We start from the raw sequence: 24,881 nt of genomic DNA on the forward strand, positions 1-24,881 counted from the left end.
CATATAACCTACATCTTACATCGCTGTGGCCGAAACACTTCATATTCCTCAAACTACAAATCGTCAGGCTATTTATGAGAGCCTGATTCCACAAATAGCTGCGCTGGTTGAAGGCGAGCCAGACCTCGTTGCCAATCTGGCCAATATTGCCGCAGCGTTAAAAGAAGCTTTTGGATTTTTCTGGGTAGGCTTCTATCTCAAAAAAGAAAACCAGTTAGTTTTGGGACCGTTTCAGGGACCAATTGCCTGCACGCGTATTACGTTTGGTAAGGGCGTTTGTGGGGCTGCTTACACTCGCCAGGAAACCATACTAGTTCCCGACGTTGAGCAGTTTCCGGGGCATATTGCCTGTAGTTCAGCTTCTCAATCAGAGGTTGTGGTGCCTGTGTTTGATCGGGACGGAAATGTGTCGATGGTGCTGGACGTCGACAGCGATCAGCTTGATGATTTTAGCGAAGTCGATGTTAATGGGCTCGAACAAATTGCCAAACTGATCACCAATTTCTAATGGTACCTACGGGCCGGGCCGCGTTCGGCTTTAGTCCGTGTTTGATTGAGTTGAAACACGGACTAAAGTCTGTGGGTACATTCAATTAAGATGTAATTAAATTGAGGTTGATGCTTAAACCGTTGGTGTTTTTCGGCGTCTTATGATCGGATAAACTAAACACGATCATGTTTAAGAAATTAATTGCCCTGAGTGGCCTGCTACTTACGCTGTCGTCATTGCCACTTTTAGCGCAGCAAACGGCTACCCCCGATGCCCAAACGGGTCAGCGTATGGGAAAAGGTCGGGGTATGCAGCAGCATCAGGCTGCCGATCCAACTGTTCGGGCACAACGGATGACCGATCAAATGACGAAACAGTTAGGGCTTGATGAAGCAACGTCTAAAAAAGTGTACGATGTAGCTTTAGCCCGGGCGCAGAAAGTGGATGCTATCCAGAAAGGTACTGATGACAATAAGGCAAAGAATCAGGCCCTGCAAGCGAATGCTGAGGATTTTAAAAGTAAGCTAAAAGGCGTGCTGACACCCGATCAGTTTACAAAATTCGAGTCGATGAAAGGTCGTATGGGGCGAGGCCGTGGTAACGGAGGCTCAACAGATAATAGCGACCAGAAATAAGCTGATCAAATAATCTGTAAAATCGGAAGCCTGCTAGTTGAACGATAAGTTGACTGGCAGGCTACCGATTTTTGTTGCCCTCAACACGTTGTCTGGATAGTACCTTTCTAGTGATATAGAGTAGACCTAATTGCAGTAAAGTTTACGTACTCTTCCCTTTTTTACGAAACGCTCTACTACTCTATGGCTTCTTTCTTATCGCGCCGGTCGTTTGTGCGGCAAACCTCATTGATTACAGCGGCTGGACTTGCGATTCCGGCCGGTTTATCTGCTAAGTCGTTTGGACAAGCTGCCGAACCAGCTATTCTTGGCCACAATGGCTTCCGCTACCGGGTTGTACCGGGTTGGGGCGTGTTGGATGCAGGAAAAAATCCGGTGAATGACTGCCACGAGATGGCTCTGGATGCCAAAGGACGAATCATTCTGCTGACCAACGAGACGAAAAATAATATTCTCATCTACGATAAGTCCGGAAAGTTACTCGAAACATGGGGGCACGACTATCCAGGTGGGCATGGTCTGACGCTTGGGGGCGAGGGCAACGATCAATACTTGCTTATTACAGATACGGATCGCCATCAGGTTATTAAAACCGACTTGAAAGGACGAGAGTTGATGAAGATCGAATACCCGAAAGAAACCGGGAAATATGACTACCCAACTCAATTCAAACCAACCGAAACGGCTGTTAATCCAGCTAATGGCGACATCTATGTTGTAGACGGCTACGGACTCAACTACGTAACCCAGTTTGATAAATCGGGTAAACTCGTTCGCTATTGGGGTGGAAAAGGAGAGACCAACGAAACCTTCGACTGCTGCCACGGTATTACGGTTGATCGGCGGGTGGCGTCTAATCCAACACTTCTGGTTACGGATCGACGACATAATGCACTGAAACGCTTTACACTGGATGGTAAATACCTGTCGACGATTGCGTTGCCCGGTTCATACATTTGCCGCCCGGTTATACATGGCGAAAATATCTATGGAGCTGTGTTTCGTAGCACGTCCGATGCCTATCCTGATTCGGGCTATATCACAATTTTGGACAAAAATGATCGGGTCATTTCAACGCCAGGGGGCACGGAACCAATTTATCAAAACGGTAAACTTGGTGAACAACGCAAAGACAATACGCTTAACGCCTTCCTGCACCCGCACGATGTGCTGATCGATGGCGACGACAGCATTTATGTGGCTCAGTGGGCATCTAAAAAAACATATCCTATTAAATTAGAGCGAGTAGCCTAAGTGTAGCCCGATTATGACTAACCTGATTTTAGTGCAGGCCACAGCACAACCATCCGATTGGGTGTTGTTTTGGGGCCATTTTCATCCACTCATTGTTCATTTACCTATTGGTTTCCTGTTAATTGCCGGGCTTCTTGAACTGGACCGATTGACCCGGCGTAACTCAGTAAGTCAGCATACCATCACCCTGATTTTGTTCTGGTCGGCAGTAAGCGCTACGATGGCTTGCCTGCTTGGCTATATGCTATCGTTAGGTGGAGGCTACGACGGCGAAACGCTGGACTCGCACATGTGGCAAGGCATTGGCGTGGCTGTTTTTGCCTGGGTAGCATGGGGTGTCAAATCTGAGAATCTCGGGCGCATTTTATCGTTTTCGCAACTTCTGTACCTGCCTGCATTAGGTATCGCGCTGATTTTATTATTGTCGACTGGCCATCTTGGTGGAAACCTGACACACGGCTCTGATTATCTGACGCAATACATGCCAGGGCCAATCCGAACACTGGCTGGTGTTCCGGCGAAGACGCCAGCGTTGAAAGTGGAGCCAATCACGGATGTGAATCAGGCAATGGTTTACCAGCAAATTGTCAATCCGATTCTACACAGTCGTTGTGTGCAATGCCACAATGCCGACAAATCGAAAGCGGGCTTGCGACTGGATACGCCCGATATGATCAAGAAAGGGTCGGAAGATGGACCAGTATTCGTGGCCGGAAAAGGCAGTGCCAGTGATCTGATAAAGGTCTGCCTGCTTCCTGAAGACGATGACCATCATATGCCTCCTAAAGGCAAAACACAATTGGAAGAAGGCCAGATCGCCTTGTTGACGTGGTGGATTGATCAGGGCGCGCCCTTCGACAAAAAAGTGTCGGACGTGAAAGTCAACGACGCCATTCGGCCAGTGTTAGCCTCATTAGGCGGTGGTGGCCCACTTGAAACGGGCAAGTCGAATGGTACTACGGGACCGGCTCCCGAATCCCCTGTTCTAACCATGAAGATGGCTGCGGCTGATCCGAAGCTCATTGATGAGTTAAAGAAAGCCGGGCTGTTAGTGCTTCCCCTCTCGAAAGAGCAAAATCAATTGGAAGTGAGTGCGGTTAATGCCCGTACGTTCAATGATACACAGGCCCAGTTGCTGCCCAAACTGAGCAGCCAGATTGTCTGGTTAAAATTAGGCGATACCGAAATTACGGATGCAACTCTGGCGCAGGTAGCCAGGCTCAAAAATCTCCAGAAGCTACATCTGGAGCAGACGAAAGTGACCGATGCGGGACTGAAACAACTCAAAGGGCTGGAGTACCTCGAATACCTGAACCTCTACGGAACGGGAGTAACTGATGCTGGTTTAGCTGATTTGGCGAGTTTTAAAAGCCTGAAAACCATTTATCTCTGGCAAACCAAAGTGACAGAACAAGGTATTGCCAATCTGAAAAAGGCTATGCCGAAACTTGAGGTTATTGGAGGTATCAGTGAAAAAGAAGCTGCCGAATTGGCTAAAGCAACGGCTGTTGAAGCGAAGTCGAGTGAAGCCAAGAAGTAGAACTTTGGTATCGAATTGCATGTGGTGTCGGGTTCTCAAACCCGACATTTCGCGTCAGCAACAGTGCCGGGTTTGAGAACCCGACACCACAACTAAGAATAAGCAAAATAGCCTGACAACGGGAAAATATAGTATGATTTTTATGGGCGTTTCGGCGTTATTTTTGTAAAATCATTTCATTGTCAATCAGTTTTCCGATTCTGCGACTCACTCTATGCACGTCTGGTCTGACATACGGCTTCGATATACTCTCCTAAGCGTAACGGCTGGTCTATTCGGCGCGTCTGTCTGGTTGACGGCCTGTCATAGTTCCGTTGAAAAACCAGCCGAGATTGTTGCTGTTGAGGCAAGTCTTCCTGAAAAAGTTGATTACAATCTGCATGTTAAGCCGATTTTATCAGATCGTTGTTTTGCCTGTCACGGTCCCGACAAAGCGAAACAACAGGCAGGTCTGCGCTTAGATACGCCTGAGGGTGCCTATGAAGCATTAGCGAAAAGTGGTCATACAGCTATTGTGCCGGGTAATTTAGCCAAAAGTGAACTGGTCAATCGCATCATTAGCACCGATCCCGATGTGATGATGCCGACGCCAAAATCGAACCTGACGCTAACCACAGAAGAAAAGGCGATCCTTATTCGCTGGGTTGAGCAGGGGGCGGAGTATAAAGAACACTGGTCGCTCATTGCCCCAACCTTGCCGGAGATTCCGAAAGTGAAGGATGAAAAGTGGGTGAAAAATGACATCGACAGATTTGTTCTGGTTAAACAGGAAGCGAAAGGCTTATCGCACGCCCCTGAAGCCGATAAGACAACCTTACTCCGCCGTGTGAGTCTTGACCTAACGGGGTTGCCACCAACACCTGCCGAAGTCGATGCTTTTCTGGCCGATAAATCCCCAAATGCCTACGAAAAGGTTGTCAATCGCTTGCTAAGAAGCCCTCATTATGGGGAGCGTCAGGCGGTTGAGTGGCTCGACGTGGCTCGCTATGCCGATACAGACGGTTATCAGGACGATGGCTTACGAACCATTTGGCCTTATCGCGATTGGGTCATTCGGGCCTATAACCATAACCTGTCATTTGATCGATTCATAACCTGGCAGTTGGCAGGCGATTTACTGCCCAATCTGAAAGCATCGACCGATTGGAAAGAAAAACTGATTGCAACAGCCTTCAACCGAAATCACCAACAAAGCCAGGAAGGGGGTATTGTCGATGAAGAATATCGGGTAGAGTATGTCGCCGACCGAACCAATACATTTGGGAAAGCGATGCTTGGGTTGACAGTGGAGTGCGCCCGTTGCCACGACCATAAATACGACCCAATCAGCCAGAAAGATTACTATTCGCTGTTTGCCTTTTTCAATAGCAACAACGAGAGAGGCCAGATTCCATACAATGGTGAAGCAGCCCCAACCATCACGCTGACAAAGCCTGAAACAGATGCCAAACTGAAATTTATCCGCGAACAGCTTACTCCCCTTGAACAAAAACTAAATCCGAATCGGCCCGACTATCAGCAACGCTTTGGCCAGTGGTTAGCCAAGACTCATTCAATATCCACCATTGATTCGGGCTTGTTGGCGCATTATACATTCGATGAGGCTGATCGGACTGATATTAGTGCATTTGTTAAAGCGCAGAACGAAAAACGGAAGTTGGAGGACGCGCAGAAAAAGAAAGAAGAGGAAGCGCGGGCGAAACTTAAAAAGCCAGAAGTTAACGTAGCGGAGAAGAAAGAGCCACCAAAGCGAAAAACTAAAGAAGAACTCTGGAAAGACCCTCGTAATGCGTTTGCCAATTCGGTAAATGATACCCTGCCTGCTCGCCTAGGGGGCGATCCCGATAAAGTAGCGTACTCGGTGCCGGGACGATTTGGCAAAGCACGCTATCTGGGCGGTGATAGCTACATTGAGTTGCCCAACAAATTCGGTGCTTTTGAGCAAAACGAGCCGTTTACCATTAGTAGCTGGTTTAACCTAGCGAAACCGGGTATGGCTCTTACACTACTAGGACGTACAACTGGCCCAATGGATGGTCAGCGCGGCTATCAACTTGATTTACTGGCTGATGGACGATTGAAACTGGCGTTTAGTCACGTTTGGCCTGCCAATGCCATCGACATCGAAACGATTGATAAAGTGCCTGTACATCAGTGGTTTCAGGTTGCGTTTGCCTACGATGGAACGGGGCAGGCAAAAGGCATCACTGTATATATAAATGGTCGACCTGTACGTACCAATGTAATTGCCGATAACCTGATTCATAGTATGGTTTACGGCCGAAACCTGACCCATTGGGCCCAGCATAACTTTTATGTGGGTCGGATGCACGATAACTTCTACAAGGATTTTGCCGTAGACGAACTTCGTATCTACAAACGTTGCCTGACCCCGCTCGAAATGCCTGCCTTAGCGGGACAACCAGATGCCTTGGGCATAGCCCTCAAAACGCCTGTTACCAACCGGACGCCCGCTCAGCGAACGGGGTTGTACACATACTATGTGACAAACCACGACCCCGTTTATCGAGCCGATTACGCTAAAGCCATGAAGCTACGGGGTGAGCAGCTTATGCTGTACACCAATTCTGATCAGCTCATGATTATGCAGGAACGGTCGGTGCCACGCGAAACACATTTGTTGAAACGGGGTGCTTACGATGCCCCCGCCGAAGTAGTGACGCCCGCCGTTTTGCATAGCCTAAATCCAATGGATGATGAAACGCCAAAGAATCGGCTTGGTCTGGCGAAATGGCTTTTGTCTGACAAAAATCCATTGTTCAGCCGGGTTATGGTGAACCGGATGTGGCAGCAGTATTTTGGCCAGGGATTAGCTAAAAACAGTGATGATTTTGGCAACCAAGGTGCCTTGCCGAGTCATCCAGAATTGCTGGACTATCTGGCCGTTAAATTCCGTGGTGAAGAAGGCACGCCCGATGCCTGGAATGCGAAGGCAATGCACAAGCTGATTGTCATGTCGGCCACGTACCGGCAGGCATCCGCAGTGCCCGAAAAAGCGCGGGAAACCGACCCCGAAAATATGTTCCTTACGCGTGGGCCTAGTTACCGAATGTCGGCCGAACAAGTTCGTGACAATGCCTTAATGGCAAGTGGTCTCCTGACGCAACGAATTGGCGGGCCGAGTGTTTTGCCTTATCAACCGTCGGGTATCTGGGAAGCACTGGCTACCCGAAATGCAGTTAAATACGAACAGGATCATGGCGATAGTTTGTACCGCCGGTCGATGTATACGATCTGGAAACGGTCGTCGCCTGCCCCAATGATGCTCAATTTCGATGCGGCTGAACGACATACGTGTATTGTGAAGCGCCAGAAAACGAGTACGCCTTTGCAGGCACTCGTTACGCTAAATGACCCACAGTTTGTAGAAGCTGCCCGCGTATTGGCCCAAAGAGAAGGAGGAAAAGGGGCGTGGAAACAGGGTAAGCAAACGATCAACGAGATTTTTAAATCCGTGATCAGTCGGCCAGCCCGACCCGAAGAACTAGCGCTGATGGAGCAGCTTTATGCGGACGAACTGGCCGATTTTAAACAGAATCCGAAACGAGCAACAGAGCTGCTCTCAGTAGGAGAGTACCCGGTTGACCAAAAGCTCAATCCAGTCGAATTAGCTGCCTGGACAGTAGTGACCAGTACAATAATGAATTTTGATGAAGCAATCATAAAACGGTAGGGGCTATGGATATTCAGGATCAACTTCACGACCAGCTTAGCCGCCGGAATTTTCTGGGCCAGGCTAGCGCGGGTTTAGGCACAATTGCCCTGGCTTCGTTATTGAATCCAACGAATCTATTTGGCGGTACTGGCCCCGGCGTGGACTCGCCGGGCGAAAATCCGGCTGTTGGAAAACCACACTTCCCACCGAAAGTAAAGCGAGTCATTTATTTGTTCCAGAGTGGGGCTCCTTCCCAATTAGAGTTATTCGATTACAAACCGAAGCTCGAAGCCATGTGGGGGCAGGATTTGCCTGCATCGGTGCGGAACGGACAACGGCTGACGGGCATGAGTGCAGGCCAGAGCCGGTTTCCACTGGCCGCATCGAAATATAAATTTGCCCAGTATGGACCTAGTCAGATGTGGATTAGTGAATTGCTACCCCATACGGCACGTATCGCCAATGACCTGACTTTTGTCCGTTCGTTACATACCGAAGCCATTAACCACGACCCCGCCGTAACGTTCTTTCAAACAGGAAGTCAGCAAGCTGGTCGACCTTCGTTGGGCTCCTGGGTTAGTTATGGATTAGGCTCGGATAATCAGAATTTGCCTTCGTTCGTAGTGCTTCTTTCCAAAGGTCGTGATGGTGATCAGCCGTTGTATGCTAAGCTCTGGAGTAATGGCTTTCTGCCGTCTGTGCATCAAGGAGTAGTGTTTCGTTCGGGACCCGACCCGGTTTATTACCTCAATAACCCGCCGGGTATTGATAAATCCAGTCGTCGGCGGATGCTCGATTATCTGGGAAAACTGCATCAAGAGCAATTTAAGCACGTATTGGACCCCGAAATCAATAGTCGGATGGCACAGTACGAAATGGCCTATCGAATGCAAACATCCGTTCCGGAAACCCTCGATATTTCGAAGGAGCCCGATTACATTTTCGATATGTATGGCCCCGACAGTCGGAAGCCGGGGACGTTTGCGGCTAACTGTGTGCTGGCCAGAAAGCTCGTTGAAAAGGATGTGAAATTCGTGCAATTGTACCATCAGGGGTGGGATCAGCACGGAAACCTACCTAACGATATTAAGATCCAGGCGAAGAGCGTTGACCAACCTTCCGCTGCGCTTATTCAGGACCTGAAGCAGCGCGGTTTGCTCGATGACACGCTCGTGATTTGGGGCGGAGAATTTGGCCGCGGAGCGTATTCACAAGGAAAGCTGACTCGCGATAACTACGGTCGAGACCACCATCCACGTGCGTTTTCGGTTTGGATGGCTGGGGCTGGCGTCAAGAAAGGCATGGTTTATGGCGAAACGGACGACTTTGGTTATAACGTGGTCAAGGAGCCTGTTCACGTGCATGACTTCCAGGCAACTATCCTGCATCTGCTCGGTGTTGATCACGAAAAACTGACGTTTAAAAGCCAGGGACGGCGTTATCGCCTAACCGATGTACATGGCAACGTAGTAAAACCGTTGTTGGCTTAATGATCTTTCGGCATTACTAAAAGTGTCACTTAATCAGGACTTTGACAGCTGGTTGATGCGCGCCATCGGCTGTCTGGAACCGCAGAATATAAAGACCACTCGCTATTGGTGCAGTAACCTCAATAGTTAGCGTGCTAGAGTCTTTTGTGGTATTGACTGTGATCGGAATTTCAACCCCGCCAGCGTTATAAAGGCTAACTTTAGTGATATCAAGCCCCTGTGTTGAAAGGGAAAAACTACCTTGATTTGGGTTGGGGTAAACAACTGGAATTGCAGTTGACAGACTCATATCAGATCGAATACGTACAGCAATAATGTTCGATAGTTCTGAGCTGCCGTCTTCATTATTTTGCTTGAGTCGATAATAATACACTTGTCCATTTTGAACATTTGGATCAGTAAATGAATAGACAGACACCTCCTGCGTACTCACACTTCCTTTCACAAAACCCACTTTTTCGAAGTTGCTGATTGTGCTGCTTCGTAGAATATCAAACCCTGCGTTTCTCACCTCCCAACCTGTCGACCAGTTTAAGACAGCAGAATTATCAATGGATTGACCAGAGAATCCAATAAGTTTGACTGGAAGTGGGGCTGCTCCAGTAACGGTTAATGAATTATTGAGTCTGAAGGTTCCTGAGTTGCTAGTCGCTCCCCAGGCATAGATTCGGAATCGAATCGACTGTGCCGTTTGTATGCTCAAACTGATGTTAAGGGCAGCATCTACAGTACCGGACAATGGCCCTGTAGATACCGTGGTTTCACTGCCTCCTGCAATGCTGTAAGCGATTAGGTAAGTCGTTGGACCAGTGTTTGATCTGCGCTCAGTCAGATTTAAACCCGTCAAATTCAGTTGATAACCCGTATTAGGGGTTAGCGTAAATTCATAGTAATCCGTTGCGTTTTGTGTCGAACTATTCCAGTCGGAAGAATTAATACTGCTTATGGTTGTGACAGGGCTTATTCCTGCTCCACGCGTAATATCTGAAGCTGTAATGTTCGCATCTTTAGAGGTGACGGCTTTGGAAGTCTGATTCCCAGGATCTGAACTTGTGAAGGTGTAGGTGGCAACTTGGGCGAAACTTGCCAAAGAACATAGATGTAGCAGGATTAGTAGTAATTTTATCATATACTTACTAGTAAATTTCGTTTACAAAGTAAGTATATTTATTTGGAAATTGTAGGTACATTTTGGGGTTATTAAATTCACCTTTTATTGGAGGGCTGGCAAAAGATATAGACGAATAAAGATTCATGAAATAGGCGTCATACAAACAAGTAGGCCGATCATCTCTAAGACGATCGGCCTGCTTGTTTTGTGTACGAGAAATAACGCCTGAACTTACAGGCCGCTGATAATACGGGAATATACGTTATTGGTTATGTTACTATCGTACGCCTGTGTAGCATCATTGCTGACATTAACCGTAACGCTTGACGTGCTACCTGAGTTAGCCGTCGTGCGTGTGAGACTAAAGCCAAGCGTCGATTTGCCACTTACACCGATAGATTGCCCAACTGCGAGCGTCAGGGTTAGCTGGATATTAGATACATTGTTCGTAACGCTCCATTTGGTGTTATCAACCGCAAGGTTCGTAGTGCCGTCTGTCACATTGATGCTGCTGATCGTATTGTCGAAGCCAATTGTGTAGCCCGTAGGCGCAGTAATTGTAATTATCGTATTGCCTGTGGTTGGAAGATTACCACCTACTTCTGTAATATAAGCCGCAAAGTTATTGGTAGTATTCGTGTTGAAATTCGCCTGTGGCAGATCGAGCGTAGGTGTCAAATCGGGAGCTGCAAGCAGGAATCGGGCTGTTACCGGATAGTGGTCAGATGTAGTGGTGCCTCCTGTAACAGGACGAACATTATTGACAGAATTCGTTATGTATTGGATGCCACTTGCTGTAAATGTTCCGTTCGTGCTAATCTCATTCGACACAGTCAAATGGTCGATGATGTCAGGATAAGAAGCCGTACTGGGAACATTACAATTACTTAGTTGCTTGGTGACCACTGTATAATTTGCTGATGTTGACAGCGCACTGAATGACGTAACATTCGTTGCGCTGGTCGCGGCATCAATGTAGATTGATTGATCAACGTCGTCATTATAGTCACCCATAATCATGATATTATCGTTCGGATAGTTTGTGTCAAGATAAGTCCTTAAAGAATTGAAATCAGCTATACGACGGCTATACGACGAGTTATCGGAGCCCGACTTGGCGTGAACCCCAACTAGCTTAAGGTTTTTCTTGATACCATTTATGGTCACATCGCAATTCATTAACACAGGGAAACGGTTGGATGCCCAGTCGCTCGATCCTGCATCTGTTAAACTAGCTGGTACAATTTGAGTAGCCGATACATTCGTAACTACAGCCTGATCATATACAAAACATACTTTTTGAGCATAAGTAGTTGCATCGCCCGGTACTTCAGGAGAATCAAACCAGTGAGAATAATAAATAGCAGGTCTTGGCGAAGGGCGACTTGGATCGGCACCGCATGTATAGGTGTAGGATTTCCCGGTGCCTGCATTTAACGTAGCAACGATAGCGTCCAGTTTTGTAAGATCACAAATCTCTTCCAGGCAGTAAATATCCTTGTTCATGGTCTGAAGTTGTGCAGCAACATTGCTCTGTTGTTGTGCTTCATTGGTAGGACCAAAGCCCGTATTACCCAACCACTCAACGTTCCACCAGGCAACATCCAGGGTAGCTGTAACGGCAGTACCCGATCCGCCTGTTCCTACTTCTGGGCAGGAAGCTGCAGTTGGGGTTGAGCCTGGGACATCAGCTGTTGAACGAGGTAATATTTGACAAACATTATCAAATAGGCTCACAACTCCTGTAAGATCGAAGCTGCCAGAAGGGCGGGTGGCATTAACAAGATCGGTTCCGTTCTGAATTCGTAAAACAGTGCTGGTACCAACAAGTGTATAGTTTGCCCCACCTGTAAAAGCAGTTCCAGCGGGCGCACTGATGGTTACACTTGGCAGCGTGACTAATTCACCTTTATGATCACAGACAGTAGTACCCGTAACGGTAGTCGACGTTGGCGTAATGCTGCTAGAGGTTGTCTTTACAAAACAACCGGTGAATTGTTGTAATTCTCTATCCGTACGATAGGTCGTTATTACACCTGTTACCTGTACTTCATCGCCAATACTTACTTCTGGTATTTCTATTGTAGTACCACTACCCGTATAAAGTAATAGCCCGCCTGTTGCATCCTGGATGTACATGTTGGTACCAATGTTGGACGTAACGCGACCTGTAACAGTGAAGGTTACGTTATCGGCAGCGCCACGGACAGCACTAATGGCGGTAGAAATGCCGCAAGGGCCACTGCCGCTACTAGGGTATACGTTTCCACTAACCGCAATTGATTTCGCACCAGCTACCTCTGTAGTGGCTACTGTAACGGTTCCTGAGTAAGCGCCGGAAGAAAGGCCAGACGCTAAGCGAGTATAAACAGTCTGATTTACACTGCCATCGCCAGCAGGAGTGAGGGCGAGAGGGCTTGTGGTATAACCAGAGTTGGCATCCGTCGAAACTTCATAATTCGCTGGTGGCGTAACAACAATTGGCGTTGCTGGATTAAGATTTTTGCCTGCCGTTGTGAATGTAGTTGACGTTGGTGTTTGACCAACCGTATAGACCATCGCTGGTAATGACGTGGCCGAAACGGCAATTCTTGGGTTATTACTCAGTGCTGAATAGGTTAATGAAAAGTCATCAAGACCCGTAGTTGCCCGGCTACCACTTCCGGTACTAGCCGTTAACGCAACCACTCTGATCCAGACATTCTGCCCAATATTGTCGAGCGCGAAACCAAATTCATAATTTACCGTATTGTTGGTAAATGTAGAACCACCAATTGCCTGCGTAGCTACTGTTGTGAAACTGGTTGGCGAATTCCCCAGACCATACTGTATAGCCCATGTTGTAGATCTGGCAGAAGATGCATCAAGCGATTGAAGCTTTAAAGAAAGTTTAAAGTCTTGAAAACCAGTTGTGTTGGCTAGTTTAACGGCAAAAGCTGCACCTGGATCTCCCAAAGAGCCTGTTTGTCTGATGGCAATAGCTCTGTCTGTTGCTGCGTTCTGCTGTGTATTGTTCGAGCCTGTACCTATGTCGCCTGAGGCTACGTTCCTGAAATTTCCCGTAGTTGATGTCCAGGCGGTTGCCGCAGAAACGTAAGTAGCTGTATTGCCTAGTGTAGTGCTGGTTGCACCTGTATAAATGGACCAGCTTGATGGAAGGCTTGTGCCCACGCCATCAAATGTTTCGGCGTACGATGTACCCGTTAGCGTTACCTGCGCCTGAAGCGCATGCGTTACCAAAAGAAAAGATAGAACGAAGAGTAGTTTTCTGTACATAATAAAAATGGGTCAATAAAAGACAGATGATAAAGTTAGAAGTGTATTGGTCAACATTTAGTCTATAAATTAAAAGCACAATAGTGGAAAACGGTACGTTCTTTGTATTATTTATTTATGTTCATTGATAAGTACATTATTTAAATTGAAAATTTATAATATAACTGTATATGGATTTTTAATATAGGTTATAAAAAATTAAACATTCGAAGTGTATAACAGCCAACTAATCAATTAGGTAAGAGTACGCTTTAGATGTATGTTGCCAAAAAAGGAATAGGGGCATACTGGCCTTAGTACTCAGTCATTTCAATCCTGTTGTAGTGAATGTAGTTGAGTTTTGACGAGAATAGCTTCTTCCCCCTTACTTTTAAGGATCGATTAGCCCGAAGTATACCAGGTAGTTAAATTGGGTAAGGAACGAAATAGCAACAGAGCTTCCTGAGAATGGCTAGTCAACTTGATGTATGAAAAACTGGTGGAAACGCTTGCGAGAGTTTTCTAACTTAACCCTTACCGATAAGTTACTGCTCATACACACGGCTATGGTTTTGACTTTAGTGCGGCTGGGGCTAAAATTGCTATCGTTTCAGCAGTTTAGAACCCTATATGGCAAGCTTCTGACGGTAAATAAATCGGCAAACACATCCGATACATTAATTAGTCGGCGGGTTTGGGCTATACAGAAAATAAGTACCCCATTGGCGGCTGTTTGTTTGCCTCAGGCGTTGGCATTGGCTTATTTCTTAAGGAAGGATAAAGGCATTGAGCTAATTGTAGGGGTTCAGAAAAAGCATACTTTTGAAGCTCACGCGTGGGTCGAGAAAAGCGGGCGAATCCTGATTGGCGAATCGCCCGACAATAGTTTTAAACCGCTTTGGGTGTGGCAGTAAACCACAAAACGTAATCAGAATGAAGACACTCAACAGCCTAGAGCCGTTTAGACTATACGTAATTTAGAATTGTCTATGCAGCAACAATTAGATCTATGGATACGGGCAGTGGTCCGTTGGTTTGGCTACATTCCCAATCGTGATTTGTCGGGATGGATTTTATTAATAACCGCCGTTGTCCTGGGGCTAGCAGTTGACCTAGTGGTGACGCAGGTCATTCGATTTATTGTGCGTCGTCGGCCCTTCCGAACCTTAGGGCTGCTCAAGATTTATGCACGCTGGGCATTCTGGGTATTTGTGCCTTCCTTATTTTTTTTTGCTGGCAACCAATCTACAATCGGAGCGTTTTCTGCGTCGGCATCCCGTTGCCGATAAAACAGCCGAAATGCTGTTTCTGATTGCCACTACCTGGCTGGTTATTCAGCTACTAAAGGTTGGCGAATTGCGCCTGATCAATGAATATGATACCACGAAAGATGTCAATCTTTCGCAACGAAAGTTCGTTACGCAGGTTCGGTTTTTTCGCCGGATGATTGCGATTGTTGTGATCATCCTGGGGACTTCATTGCTGCTTATCTCGTTTCAGGGAAGTCGAAAAGTAGGATTGAGTGTACTGACCTCAGCAGGTGTTGTATCGGTTGTTATTGGGTTTGCGGCACAGAAAACACTCGCCAATTTGCTGGCCGGTATTCAGATTGCCTTTAACCAACAAATTCGCTTAGATGACGCCGTGGTTGTCGAAAAAGAATGGGGACGTATCGAAGAAATTAACATGACGAGCGTGATTGTCCGACTTTGGGACCGCCGTCGGTTGATTTTGCCAATTACCTATTTTGTCGAAACTCCGTTTGAGAACTGGACTCGTTCCGACGCATCTATTGTTGGGTCAGTTTTTCTCTATCTGGATTATAACGTTCCTGTCGATAAAATTCGGGCGCAAGCTCGAAAGATTGCCGAAAACGACCCACTATGGACGGGCGATGCGTTTGCCGTTCAGGTGACCGATACCACGCCAACTTGTATTCAGATACGCATATTAGTATCAGCGCCAGATGCACCATCAGCTTTTGATCTACGCTGCCATATGCGCGAACAGCTAATCGAATTCATTCGGGATGAATACCCACAAAACCTACCACAAACACGCCTGGTACTAGCCGAGGAGCTGAAGAAAGATGTGTGATATAGGATGTAGGATGTATGGCTTTCGCGTCAGTCAACATCATACATACTATATCTTACTTCATACATCAATTGTTTTCTTCCCAGCCAAACGATCGCTCGATGGCTTTTTGCCAGCCCCGCATGAGTTTTGCCCGTTGGGCTTCGTCCATGTCGGGTTCATAGGTTTTGGCGATGCCCCAGTTCTGACGTAAGTCTTCCAGATTTTGCCAGTATCCTACAGCTAGTCCAGCGGCATAAGCGGCACCGAGTGCAGTGGTTTCGGTCATTTGCGGACAAACGACGGGACCATTCAGAACATCGGATTGAAACTGCATCAGGAGTGAGTTGACCACCATACCCCCATCCACACGAAGCGATTTAAGCGAAACACCTGCGTCCTGCTCCATCGCCCGGACAACATCAACCGTCTGATAAGCAGTGGCTTCTAAAACGGCACGGGCTAGATGGCCTTTGGTCACGAAGCGCGTCAATCCGGCAATAACACCACGGGCATCGGCTTTCCAGTGGGGCGCATATAGACCCGAGAAAGCAGGCACAAAATAGGCACCTCCATTATCATCTACCGAGCGGGCGAGTGTTTCAATATCTGTGCTCTTCTTAATAATGCCCAAATTATCGCGAAGCCACTGCACAAGTGCCCCTGTAATGGCGACACTACCCTCAAGTGCATAGCGAACAGGCTCGTTCTGGAACTGATAGGCCACGGTGGTCAGTAAGCCGTAAGTTGATTCACGGAGTTCGGTGCCTGTATTCATGAGGAGGAAGCAACCGGTACCGTAGGTGTTTTTGGCTTGTCCTGGCTCAAAGCAGGTTTGTCCAACCAAAGCCGCCTGCTGATCACCGAGAATACCTGCGATGGGGACGCCCGGTAACACCTCTGAAGTCACATTGCCATATACCTCACTACTGGGCCGAATTTGTGGAAGCATGGCGCGTGGCACGGTAAAGTCAGTGAGTAGTGAATCGTCCCAATCGAGGGTTTTGAGATTCATTAACTGAGTTCGGCTAGCGTTCGTCACATCAGTCAGGTGTAAACCACCATGTGGACCCCCGGTCAGATTCCAGACGACAAAGGTGTCCATATTGCCAAAGAGGGCATCACCCCGTTCGGCGTCAGCTCGAAGGCCCGGCACATTGTCTAAGAGCCATTTGAGTTTTAGTCCACTAAAATAGGTTGCCAGTGGCAGGCCCGTTTGCGCCCGAAAACGATCCTGGCCTCCATTCGTTGAGAATTGAGCGACTAAATCAGCCGTTCGCATGTCCTGCCAGACGATCGCATTGTAGTAAGGTTTACCTGTTTTTCGATTCCAGACAACCGTAGTTTCGCGTTGGTTAGTGATACCAATAGCGGCAATGTCCTGTACGGAAAGCTTGCCTTTGATACGAGCCAAGGCAACAACCTCAAGCGTATTTCGCCAGATTTCTTCAGGATCGTGCTCGACCCAGCCCGGTTGTGGGTAAATTTGTTTATGTTCTTTCTGCGCCACAGAAACAATCTGGCCCTGTCGGTCGAATACGATACAGCGGGTACTGGTTGTTCCCTGGTCAATGGCGGCTACGTAGGTAGGCATAAGGTATTTAGGGATATTCGTTTTGGAACGTAATATTGTCAAATTATCCAATTAGTTTAGCGAAAAACCCTATGCCAATGAAAAAAAGGACCTTTCTGAAATTATCCTCCGCATTAATGGCAACACCTATATTAGCTCCACTAACGAGTTGGGCAGCAGATGATAAACTCAAAAACTGGGCAGGTAATTACCAGTATAGTACCGATAAACTATATAAAGCCAAGTCGATTCCACAGGTTCAGGAATTGGTGAAAAAATACCCTAAGCTGAAGGTACTCGGTACGCGCCACTGTTTCAATGGCATTGCCGACAGTAAGGACAACCTTATTTCGCTGGGTGAAATGGACGACGTTATTTCGCTGGATACCAAAGTGCATACCGTAACAGTCGATGCCACAATGAAATATGGCCAATTGGCTCCCTATCTCGATAAAAAAGGGTTCGCTTTGCATAACTTGGCTTCGTTGCCTCACATCTCCATTGCAGGTGCCTGTGCCACCGCAACGCACGGTTCGGGCGTAAAGAATGGTAACCTTTCTACGGCAGTTGCCGCTATGGAAATCGTAACGGCTAAAGGCGAAGTTCGCACGTTATCGCGGGCTAAAGATGGCGAAACTTTCCGAGCGGCCGTTGTGCACCTGGGTGCTCTGGGCGTTGTTACAAAAGTCACGCTCGACATTCAGCCGACGTTTATGATGCGTCAAGATGTCTATGAAAATCTGCCATTAGCGCAGCTTCAGCAACATTTTGAGGCCATTGTGTCGGCTGGCTACAGCGTGAGTCTATTTACCGATTGGCAAAAGAAACGCATTAATGAGGTCTGGATAAAAAGCCGCATTGAGAAAGGGAAGACGTTTGACGCTAAGCCGGAGTTTTACGGTGCCAAACGCGCCACGAAAAACCTTCACCCCATTGCCGAACTGTCAGCGGTCAATTGTACCGAGCAAATGGGCGTACCGGGTCCCTGGTATGAACGCTTACCGCACTTTCGCATGGGTTTCACACCTAGCAGTGGGAAGGAACTGCAATCGGAATATTTCGTTCCGCGGAAGAACGCAGTCGAGGCTATTCTGGCGGTTGAAAAGCTAAACGCGCACATCAGCCCGCATTTGATGATTACGGAACTACGTACCATCGACGCCGATAATTTCTGGATGAGTCCCTGTTACAAACAGCCAAGTCTGGCCATTCACTTTACCTGGAAACAGGATTGGGCTTCGGTCAAAAAAGTGCTACCGATGATCGAGAAAGAATTGGCTCCGTTTAAAGCTCGTCCGCACTGGGGGAAATTGTTTACACTGGCACCAGCCCAATTACAGTCACGCTACGAAAAATTACCGGAGTTTAAGCAGCTCATGAAGGAATACGATCCGCAAGGGAAATTCCGGAATGCGTTTCTTGATACGAATCTGTTTGGAAGTTAGACTAATGAATAATGGATAATGTACAATGAATAATGATGGATAGGGCGTTCTCATTATTCATTGTACATTATCCATTATTCATTCATTTAGAGTGCAAACCACTGAATCAACACGCCACCAATCACAGCTCCTATCAATGGTCCTATAACCGGTATCCAGGCGTACCCCCAGTCAGACGAACCTTTATTCGGAATTGGCAACAGCGCGTGTGCCAGACGCGGGCTGAAATCACGGGCGGGGCTCATGGCGTAGCCTGTTGTTCCACCAAGCGAAAGGCCAATACTCCAAACCAAAATACCGACTAAATACGGCCCAACACCAATGGCTAATTCGCCTAGATTTTTAGACGAAATCCCGGCTAATCCAAGGATGAGTACTAATGTGGCCAACGATTCACTCAATAAATTAGCGCCTGTGTTGCGAATAGCTGGACCTGTAGCGAAGCAAGCCAGCTTGGCGTCTGGATCGGGCGTGGCGGCCCAGTGAGGGAGGTACTGTAACCAGACCAGCGTAGCGCCCAGAAACGCCCCAATCAGTTGCGCCGTAATATAAGGCACTATGTGGCTATAATCATTGGTCGCTACGGCAAAGGCCACGGTAACAGCAGGATTCAAATGGGCATCGGTGCTGCCAAAAGCCTTGGACACAAACACTCCCATTGTAACGGCAAACGCCCACCCCGCCGTAATGACAATCCAGCCCGACGATTCGCCTTTGGTCTGTTTCAGAACCACATTGGCTACTACACCATCGCCCAACAGAATGAGCACCATTGTACCGATTAATTCACCCAGAAAAGGAGAGGTTTGCATAGGAAATAAACAGTCGTTAGTCGACAGTCGTTTATCAAAATCAGCTACTAAAACTATCTACTGATTATCGATTTATGACTGCTGGCTAACGACTCGATTCAAGGTTTAGGAATAGTTTGTGCGAATTAAGTGATATTTTTGGCTTCGTTCCAAATAAAGTACCGGAATCTCAACTGGATCAGCTTATTCGCTCAATCTATCAGTCGATAATTCACTCATTAACAAATGAAAAGCATCATTTTTGAAAAAACAGGAAAACCTGCCGATATTCTCAAATCCACCGATGTGCCAATGCCTGAGCCCAGCCCAAATGAGGTTCGGGTAAAAGTCATTGCCTCGCCCATTAACCCGTCTGACATCATGTTTGTACAAAACCTGTACGGCATTCGGCCTCAGTTGCCGTCGGGTGCAGGTTTTGAAGGCGTCGGCATCGTGGATGCATTAGGCGAAGGCGTGCAGATGCGAACGGGCATGCGGGTGAGTTTTACCAGCATTGGCACTTGGTCGGAGTATGCCATTGCGCACCATCGCAGTCTGATTCCCGTTCCTGATGCGATGCCCGATGACGTAGCGGCTCAGTTATTTGTCAACCCATTCACGGCCTATGCGATGGTACAGGATGCGAAAGTACCAGAGGGTGGCTGGCTAATGCTAACAGCGGCTGGATCAGCGTTTGGGAAAATGGTGATTCAGTTGTGTAAAATGCGGGGTATCAAAACCATTGGTACGGTTCGACGTGATGACCTTAACGAGGAGCTAAAAGCATTGGGTCTGACGGAGATTGTAAATACAGAAACCGAAAATCTGTCTGCCCGTGTCAAACAAATTACAGAAGGGGCTGGCGTTACTTGTGTGTTAGATTCTGTAGGTGGGCATACCGCCAGCGAAGCGCTGAAATGTCTTGGTAAAGGTGGTACTATGCTTATTTATGGTGTACTGAGTTTGCAAGATCCTACCATTAATGCCGGGCTACTTATATTCAGAGAGTTGACAGTCAGAGGATTCTGGCTGACAGACTGGATGCGCAGAGTAGATAGCCAAACTCGTCAGGATGTAGCTCAAAATGTGATCAGTTTGCTGGCGTCAGGCGCTATTCAACTACCTGTTGAAGCAGCTTATTCGCTGGACCAAATCGTAGAGGCCGTTGAGCATGCCGACCGCACAGGCCGATGGGGGAAAATTCTGGTGAAGCCGTAATGGTGATTGAGAAGCGCTTTAAATCGTGGGTTTCCAACCGCGTTACGTAAGCATTACCTAACTTTCTCTTTATCATACCGAAGGCTTCGTTATCTTTGAAACAATATCTGAGGAAAGCCATACGTTTGTTCCAGTAACGACCGCTGGTCTAACCTCACTCACTTACTCGACTCGTTCGTATGCTCTTGCTTCAGGTTCCGGCTGTTGACACCACGGCCGCATCGCTGTCGGCCACCACGGCTGCTCAACCCCAATCGTTGCAACTTTTTGATCTGGTAGCCAAAGGCGGCTGGGTTATGATACCCATTGCGTTTTTGTTCTGTGCTGCTCTTTATCTGATTTTTGAGCGATACTTCGTCATCCGTGCACAAACCAAGGCCGATGCCAACTTTATTGATAACATCCGCGATATGATCGCGCAGGGAAATATCAAATCGGCCGAGTCATTCGCTAAAAATCAGCGAACGGCTATGGGACGCGTGTTCGAAAAAGCCATTGGTCGGATTGGATCGCCTATTCGGGAAATCGAAAGTACCGTCGAAACCGTTGGTCAGATTGAATTGTCGCGTCTGGAACGCAACATGGGCTATTTAGGGATTATCGCGGGGATTGCCCCAATGATGGGTTTTATTGGGACTATCTCTGGTATTATCCGTATTTTCTACGATATCTCGCTGTCCGACAATATTAGCGTTGGGATTATTGCCGGTGGGCTATACGAGAAAATGATCACATCGGGCGCGGGTCTGATTGTGGGGGTTATTGCCTATACCGGCTATCACCTGCTCAACATGATGATCGAGAAGTTTACCCTTTCGCTCGAAGTGAATGCCTTCGAATTCATCGAAGTTCTCCAGAAACCAACCACCGAACCCGCCCGGATGCGGTAATATTTAGTTTGAGGTTTGTGCAAGGTCACCGATGTGGTTTGAAGTTCGTAGTTATCGTAACTGAGAACTTAAAACCGTAAACTTCAAACTATAAACTGACTATGAAACTCCGTCGAAAACAAAAGTTTGCTGCCGAAGTCGCGACATCATCGTTGAACGACATCATGTTTTTCCTGTTGTTGTTCTTCCTGATTATCTCGACGGTGGCTAACCCCAATGTCATTAAACTGATGTTGCCCAAGGCATCGTCGTCGCAGCAACTGAGTAAGAAGCAAGTGACCTTATCGGTCGATGACAAGAAGCAGTATTTTATTGATAAGAAGCCGGTTGATCCGGCAAATCTGGAACTTGAATTGAAAACGATCATGGCCGGTATTGCTGAACCGACGGTTGTTGTTCGTTTCGACAAAACCTTAACCGTACAGGATTTGGTGGATGTTCTCCAGACAGGGGCCAAGCTGAATATTAAAATGGTAATGGCAACATCGAAGTAGGACCCGGATTTTTTTGATTAATCTGATTTTATTGGGCCGATGCAGGGTTGCATCGGCTTTTTTGTTGCGGTAATTTTTTAGAAGAAATTATCAATTGCAGGTATGACCCCGATGGGGTCAAATGTTTATAGTCAAGTTTTTTCTATAGACATCTGACCCCTTCGGGGTCATACCTGCAATTGATAGGATATCATTGAAAAACCCTCTTAACGATGCGATGACAAAGGCCATTGTTAAGAGGGTTTTCGTAGCAATAGGCTTATTTCTTAAAATCGGAAGTTCAGTTTGCCGAACCAATACGCTCCGTTGCTACCCATTTGAACGGGGTCCCAGGCACCACCCGACTCGGTCAGATCGGCACGGTGTAGGTCAGGGTACACGTTAAAGATGTTAGAGCCGCCAATCGACAAACCAACTTGTGGGGTGAACCGGTACGAAATCGATAAATCGGTTGTGGCTTTTGGACGGTAAACGTCGAGATTATTCGAATCGTAATTCCAGTTTGCCAGCTTCACTTCGCCAAAACGCACGACACGTAGCAGGAATGCCCACTTATTGATGCTATAATCAACCGTAAGGTTCATTTTGGACGGGGGAGCCGACGCCTTTACGAAATAGTACTCTCGCAGGTCAAAATACAGGTCTTTATAGGGTTTCAGTTTGGCGTTTGTATTCACACTAATCGTGTCTAACGAATTGAAATTCAGGCCTAAGGATGTATTCAGTCGGCCATTGCCTAACTGCGTATGATGCGCCAGTACGATGTCGATACCGCGTGTGCGGGTTGAAATGGCATTCGTGAAAAACTGTACACGACTCACATTCAATTGCTTTAATTCATCGGCAATAGCAGGTAAATCATCGCTGAATTGTCCTGTCAGAACAACCCGATCTTTGATACGAACGTAATACGCGTCAACGGTTAACGAGAAGCCGCTTCCTAGTTGGCTCGTAAATCCCAAACTTCCGTTAATAGAGGTTTCCTGTTTAAGAGGAGGTACACCCAAAGCTTGGGTAATAGCACTACCGTTCTGGGCAATCTGCACCTGCACCGCCTGACCACCTACGAAATTCGTAATAGTCGAGTTGAAATAGGTTTGCGCCAGCGAAGGAGCGCGGAAACCCGTACTTACCGTACCCCGCAGCATAAACGCCGGACTTATTTTCAGACGACTCGATAGTTTACCATTCAGGGTACTTCCAAAATCGCTATAGTTCTCATAGCGGGCAGCTGCCCCAATCATAAAGGCTTTAGTCAGGTCAGCCTCCGTGTCGATATAAACCCCCAAATTAGTACGACTTTTATTCAGCGAATTACTTGGCTGAAAGCCAGGAAACCCCTGTGAACCAGCTGCTTTTGTAATATCATACGCTTTATAGGAAGCTTCTTCACCTGCGAAAATCTTATAATTCTCATACCGGAACTCTGAGCCAAAGGCGATGTTCAGGCCTTGTAAGGTGTTTTTGTAGAATCGGGTGAAATGCAGACCCGTTACGTTTTGCTGCAACTGAAAACCGCCAGCATTGAACTCGCGGGGAGATGAAGCTCCCATTGATGTATTCAGCGTGTTCTTAACACCATAATCGAAACGGTTTGAACCAAAGATATTGCCCAAATCCACATTCCAGCCGCGCAGGTTTGTACGTACACCAGCGGCAAAGGTTCCATCAAGAATTTTGCTGGTGATAATCGGGTCAAACCCATCGGGATAAATAGAAGGAATGTTCCGTGGACTATCAGCCGTGCGTGTCCAGGCATAGGCATCGCCCTGGCGGCTATTGATACCACCAAAGGCGTAAAGCGTTGTGTTTGCTGTGACTGGAAGCTGAGCATTTACATAGAGTGACGAGTTCGTAATCTTTGAATCGCCATATTGCCGACGTTGTAACGTTGAGTCGATTCCAGGCGTATTAGCCCGGTTTGTATGCTGACGTTGGTTGAAATCGCCTGTCAGATTGAGGAACCCATTTTTGCCCAGACGGAATCCGTAGTTGGCGTTTACGTTGAGATTGCCACCATCAAATTTCTGATTGTCGAAGCGATACTTGGCCTGATAGGCGCCATAGTTGACGTTGGCTGTTAACTGATTGGTGCTGGTTTTCAGGACAATGTTAATAACCCCGGCAATAGCATCAGAACCATACTGAGCGGCTGCACCATCCCGAAGAATTTCAATGCGTTCGATAGCAGCCGCCGGAATTGTATTCAAGTCAGTTCCCGTATTGCCTCGACCTCTTGTACCAAACAAGGTAACTAACGATGATTGGTGCTGGCGCTTACCGTTAATCAGAACTAAGGTTTGGTCAGGACCAAGACCTCGAAGAGAAGCAGGGTCCACGTGGTCAGCGCCGTCGGAGCCAGTTTGCCGATTGGAGTTGAACGATGGCGCTACAAACTGAAGTAACTGATTAACATCCAATTGGCCCGTTTTTGAGGTTACCTGCCGCACATCAATGATATCAATTGGTGCAGGCGAATCGGTAACCGAACGATTCAGATTACGTGAGCCGACTACAACCACTTCACTAAGGCTGGTTTGGGCAGGCTTCAGGGCCACATTCAGGGGTGCATTGCCATTTGCCTCTACCTTGATGGGTTGCTCGGCAGTTTCAAAACCTAACGAACTGAATCGTAACGTGTACTGACCTGGTGTCAGTTTCAGGGAAAAATCACCTTCACCATTGGTTGTGGCGCCAAGTTGCTGGCCAACAACCAGTACGGTTACACCAGGTAAGGGAGTATTATTCGATGCGTCGGTGATGCGGCCACGCAGATTTTGTGCAAATGCTGTTGTCGATAACAGACAACAAATAACTGCTATTCGTGTAATCATTTATCAATAAACTATAGGGACAAAAATTAGAAAAATACAAAATTACGGCCTATTCTCAGATAATAGATTAAAAGCAATGCAAATTGTCGGTAAATAATATTTTTTTGTG

Annotated in this window: 18 protein-coding genes; 13 read left to right on the forward strand and 5 right to left on the reverse strand. The window is 47.3% G+C overall.

The window, feature by feature from the left end; translation table 11 throughout:
- Positions 1-25 precede the first annotated feature (25 nt).
- The 6 genes from msrC (at position 26) to H3H32_RS33520 (ending at position 9,085) form a co-directional block, all read left to right on the forward strand.
- Positions 26-508, forward strand: coding sequence for a free L-methionine (R)-S-oxide reductase MsrC (gene msrC, locus H3H32_RS33495; RefSeq protein WP_182460054.1), 483 nt, complete (start codon positions 26-28; stop codon positions 506-508).
- 167 nt (positions 509-675) lie between these two features.
- On the forward strand, positions 676-1,125 hold the full coding sequence (locus tag H3H32_RS33500; RefSeq protein WP_182460055.1) for a DUF4890 domain-containing protein: 450 nt from the start codon (positions 676-678) through the stop codon (positions 1,123-1,125).
- 183 nt (positions 1,126-1,308) lie between these two features.
- Complete coding sequence (locus H3H32_RS33505) at positions 1,309-2,379, forward strand: NHL repeat-containing protein (protein ID WP_182460056.1); 1,071 nt, start codon at positions 1,309-1,311, stop codon at positions 2,377-2,379.
- A gap of 13 nt (positions 2,380-2,392) precedes the next feature.
- Complete coding sequence (locus tag H3H32_RS33510; protein ID WP_182460057.1) at positions 2,393-3,919, forward strand: c-type cytochrome domain-containing protein; 1,527 nt, start codon at positions 2,393-2,395, stop codon at positions 3,917-3,919.
- Between the two features lie 214 nt (positions 3,920-4,133).
- Entirely contained in the window at positions 4,134-7,613 is a 3,480-nt protein-coding gene (locus H3H32_RS33515) for a DUF1553 domain-containing protein (RefSeq protein WP_182460058.1), read from the forward strand.
- A 5-nt stretch (positions 7,614-7,618) separates the two neighbouring features.
- Positions 7,619-9,085 (forward strand): DUF1501 domain-containing protein, encoded by a 1,467-nt coding sequence (locus H3H32_RS33520; protein WP_182460059.1) that lies wholly within the window; start codon positions 7,619-7,621, stop codon positions 9,083-9,085.
- 25 nt (positions 9,086-9,110) lie between these two features.
- On the opposite strand, the gene H3H32_RS33525 is transcribed toward H3H32_RS33520, so the two are convergent.
- Positions 9,111-10,175, reverse strand: coding sequence for a T9SS type A sorting domain-containing protein (locus tag H3H32_RS33525; RefSeq protein ID WP_182460060.1), 1,065 nt, complete (start codon positions 10,173-10,175; stop codon positions 9,111-9,113).
- Positions 10,176-10,427: 252 nt separating this feature from the next.
- The gene (locus H3H32_RS33530) at positions 10,428-13,472 is read right to left on the reverse strand and encodes a DUF5689 domain-containing protein (RefSeq protein ID WP_182460061.1); all 3,045 of its coding nucleotides are present in this window, start codon (positions 13,470-13,472) and stop codon (positions 10,428-10,430) included.
- A 467-nt stretch (positions 13,473-13,939) separates the two neighbouring features.
- On the opposite strand from H3H32_RS33530, the gene H3H32_RS33535 reads away from it, so the two are divergent.
- The 3 genes from H3H32_RS33535 (at position 13,940) to H3H32_RS33540 (ending at position 15,548) form a co-directional block, all read left to right on the forward strand.
- Positions 13,940-14,365: a lasso peptide biosynthesis B2 protein gene (locus H3H32_RS33535; RefSeq protein ID WP_182460062.1), complete on the forward strand. Its 426-nt coding sequence runs from the start codon at positions 13,940-13,942 to the stop codon at positions 14,363-14,365.
- A gap of 75 nt (positions 14,366-14,440) precedes the next feature.
- The gene (locus tag H3H32_RS37680) at positions 14,441-14,740 is read left to right on the forward strand and encodes a hypothetical protein (RefSeq protein ID WP_240543569.1); all 300 of its coding nucleotides are present in this window, start codon (positions 14,441-14,443) and stop codon (positions 14,738-14,740) included.
- Complete coding sequence (locus H3H32_RS33540; RefSeq protein ID WP_240543570.1) at positions 14,682-15,548, forward strand: mechanosensitive ion channel family protein; 867 nt, start codon at positions 14,682-14,684, stop codon at positions 15,546-15,548. The genes H3H32_RS37680 and H3H32_RS33540 overlap by 59 nt, the downstream gene beginning before the upstream one ends.
- A 67-nt stretch (positions 15,549-15,615) precedes the next feature.
- Here the strand turns inward: H3H32_RS33540 and glpK are convergent, their stop codons facing one another.
- Positions 15,616-17,121 carry a glycerol kinase GlpK gene (glpK, locus tag H3H32_RS33545; RefSeq protein ID WP_182460063.1) on the reverse strand — a complete coding sequence of 502 codons (1,506 nt, stop codon included), beginning with the start codon at positions 17,119-17,121 and terminating at the stop codon, positions 15,616-15,618.
- 77 nt (positions 17,122-17,198) lie between these two features.
- On the opposite strand from glpK, the gene H3H32_RS33550 reads away from it, so the two are divergent.
- Positions 17,199-18,545, forward strand: coding sequence for a D-arabinono-1,4-lactone oxidase (locus H3H32_RS33550; protein WP_182460064.1), 1,347 nt, complete (start codon positions 17,199-17,201; stop codon positions 18,543-18,545).
- 86 nt (positions 18,546-18,631) lie between these two features.
- Here the strand turns inward: H3H32_RS33550 and H3H32_RS33555 are convergent, their stop codons facing one another.
- Positions 18,632-19,357 (reverse strand): MIP/aquaporin family protein, encoded by a 726-nt coding sequence (locus tag H3H32_RS33555; RefSeq protein ID WP_182460065.1) that lies wholly within the window; start codon positions 19,355-19,357, stop codon positions 18,632-18,634.
- A 225-nt stretch (positions 19,358-19,582) separates the two neighbouring features.
- On the opposite strand from H3H32_RS33555, the gene H3H32_RS33560 reads away from it, so the two are divergent.
- The 3 genes from H3H32_RS33560 to H3H32_RS33570 all read left to right on the forward strand — a co-directional run bounded on the left by H3H32_RS33560 (position 19,583) and on the right by H3H32_RS33570 (position 21,938).
- Positions 19,583-20,554 carry a zinc-dependent alcohol dehydrogenase family protein gene (locus H3H32_RS33560; RefSeq protein WP_182460066.1) on the forward strand — a complete coding sequence of 324 codons (972 nt, stop codon included), beginning with the start codon at positions 19,583-19,585 and terminating at the stop codon, positions 20,552-20,554.
- Between the two features lie 179 nt (positions 20,555-20,733).
- Positions 20,734-21,444, forward strand: coding sequence for a MotA/TolQ/ExbB proton channel family protein (locus tag H3H32_RS33565; RefSeq protein ID WP_182460067.1), 711 nt, complete (start codon positions 20,734-20,736; stop codon positions 21,442-21,444).
- 101 nt (positions 21,445-21,545) lie between these two features.
- Positions 21,546-21,938 carry an ExbD/TolR family protein gene (locus tag H3H32_RS33570; protein WP_182460068.1) on the forward strand — a complete coding sequence of 131 codons (393 nt, stop codon included), beginning with the start codon at positions 21,546-21,548 and terminating at the stop codon, positions 21,936-21,938.
- A gap of 266 nt (positions 21,939-22,204) precedes the next feature.
- Here the strand turns inward: H3H32_RS33570 and H3H32_RS33575 are convergent, their stop codons facing one another.
- Entirely contained in the window at positions 22,205-24,772 is a 2,568-nt protein-coding gene (locus tag H3H32_RS33575; RefSeq protein ID WP_182460069.1) for a TonB-dependent receptor, read from the reverse strand.
- Positions 24,773-24,881 lie beyond the last annotated feature (109 nt).

The sequence above is a fragment of the Spirosoma foliorum genome, from assembly GCF_014117325.1.
GTDB classification, from domain to species: Bacteria; Bacteroidota; Bacteroidia; order Cytophagales; family Spirosomataceae; genus Spirosoma; species Spirosoma foliorum.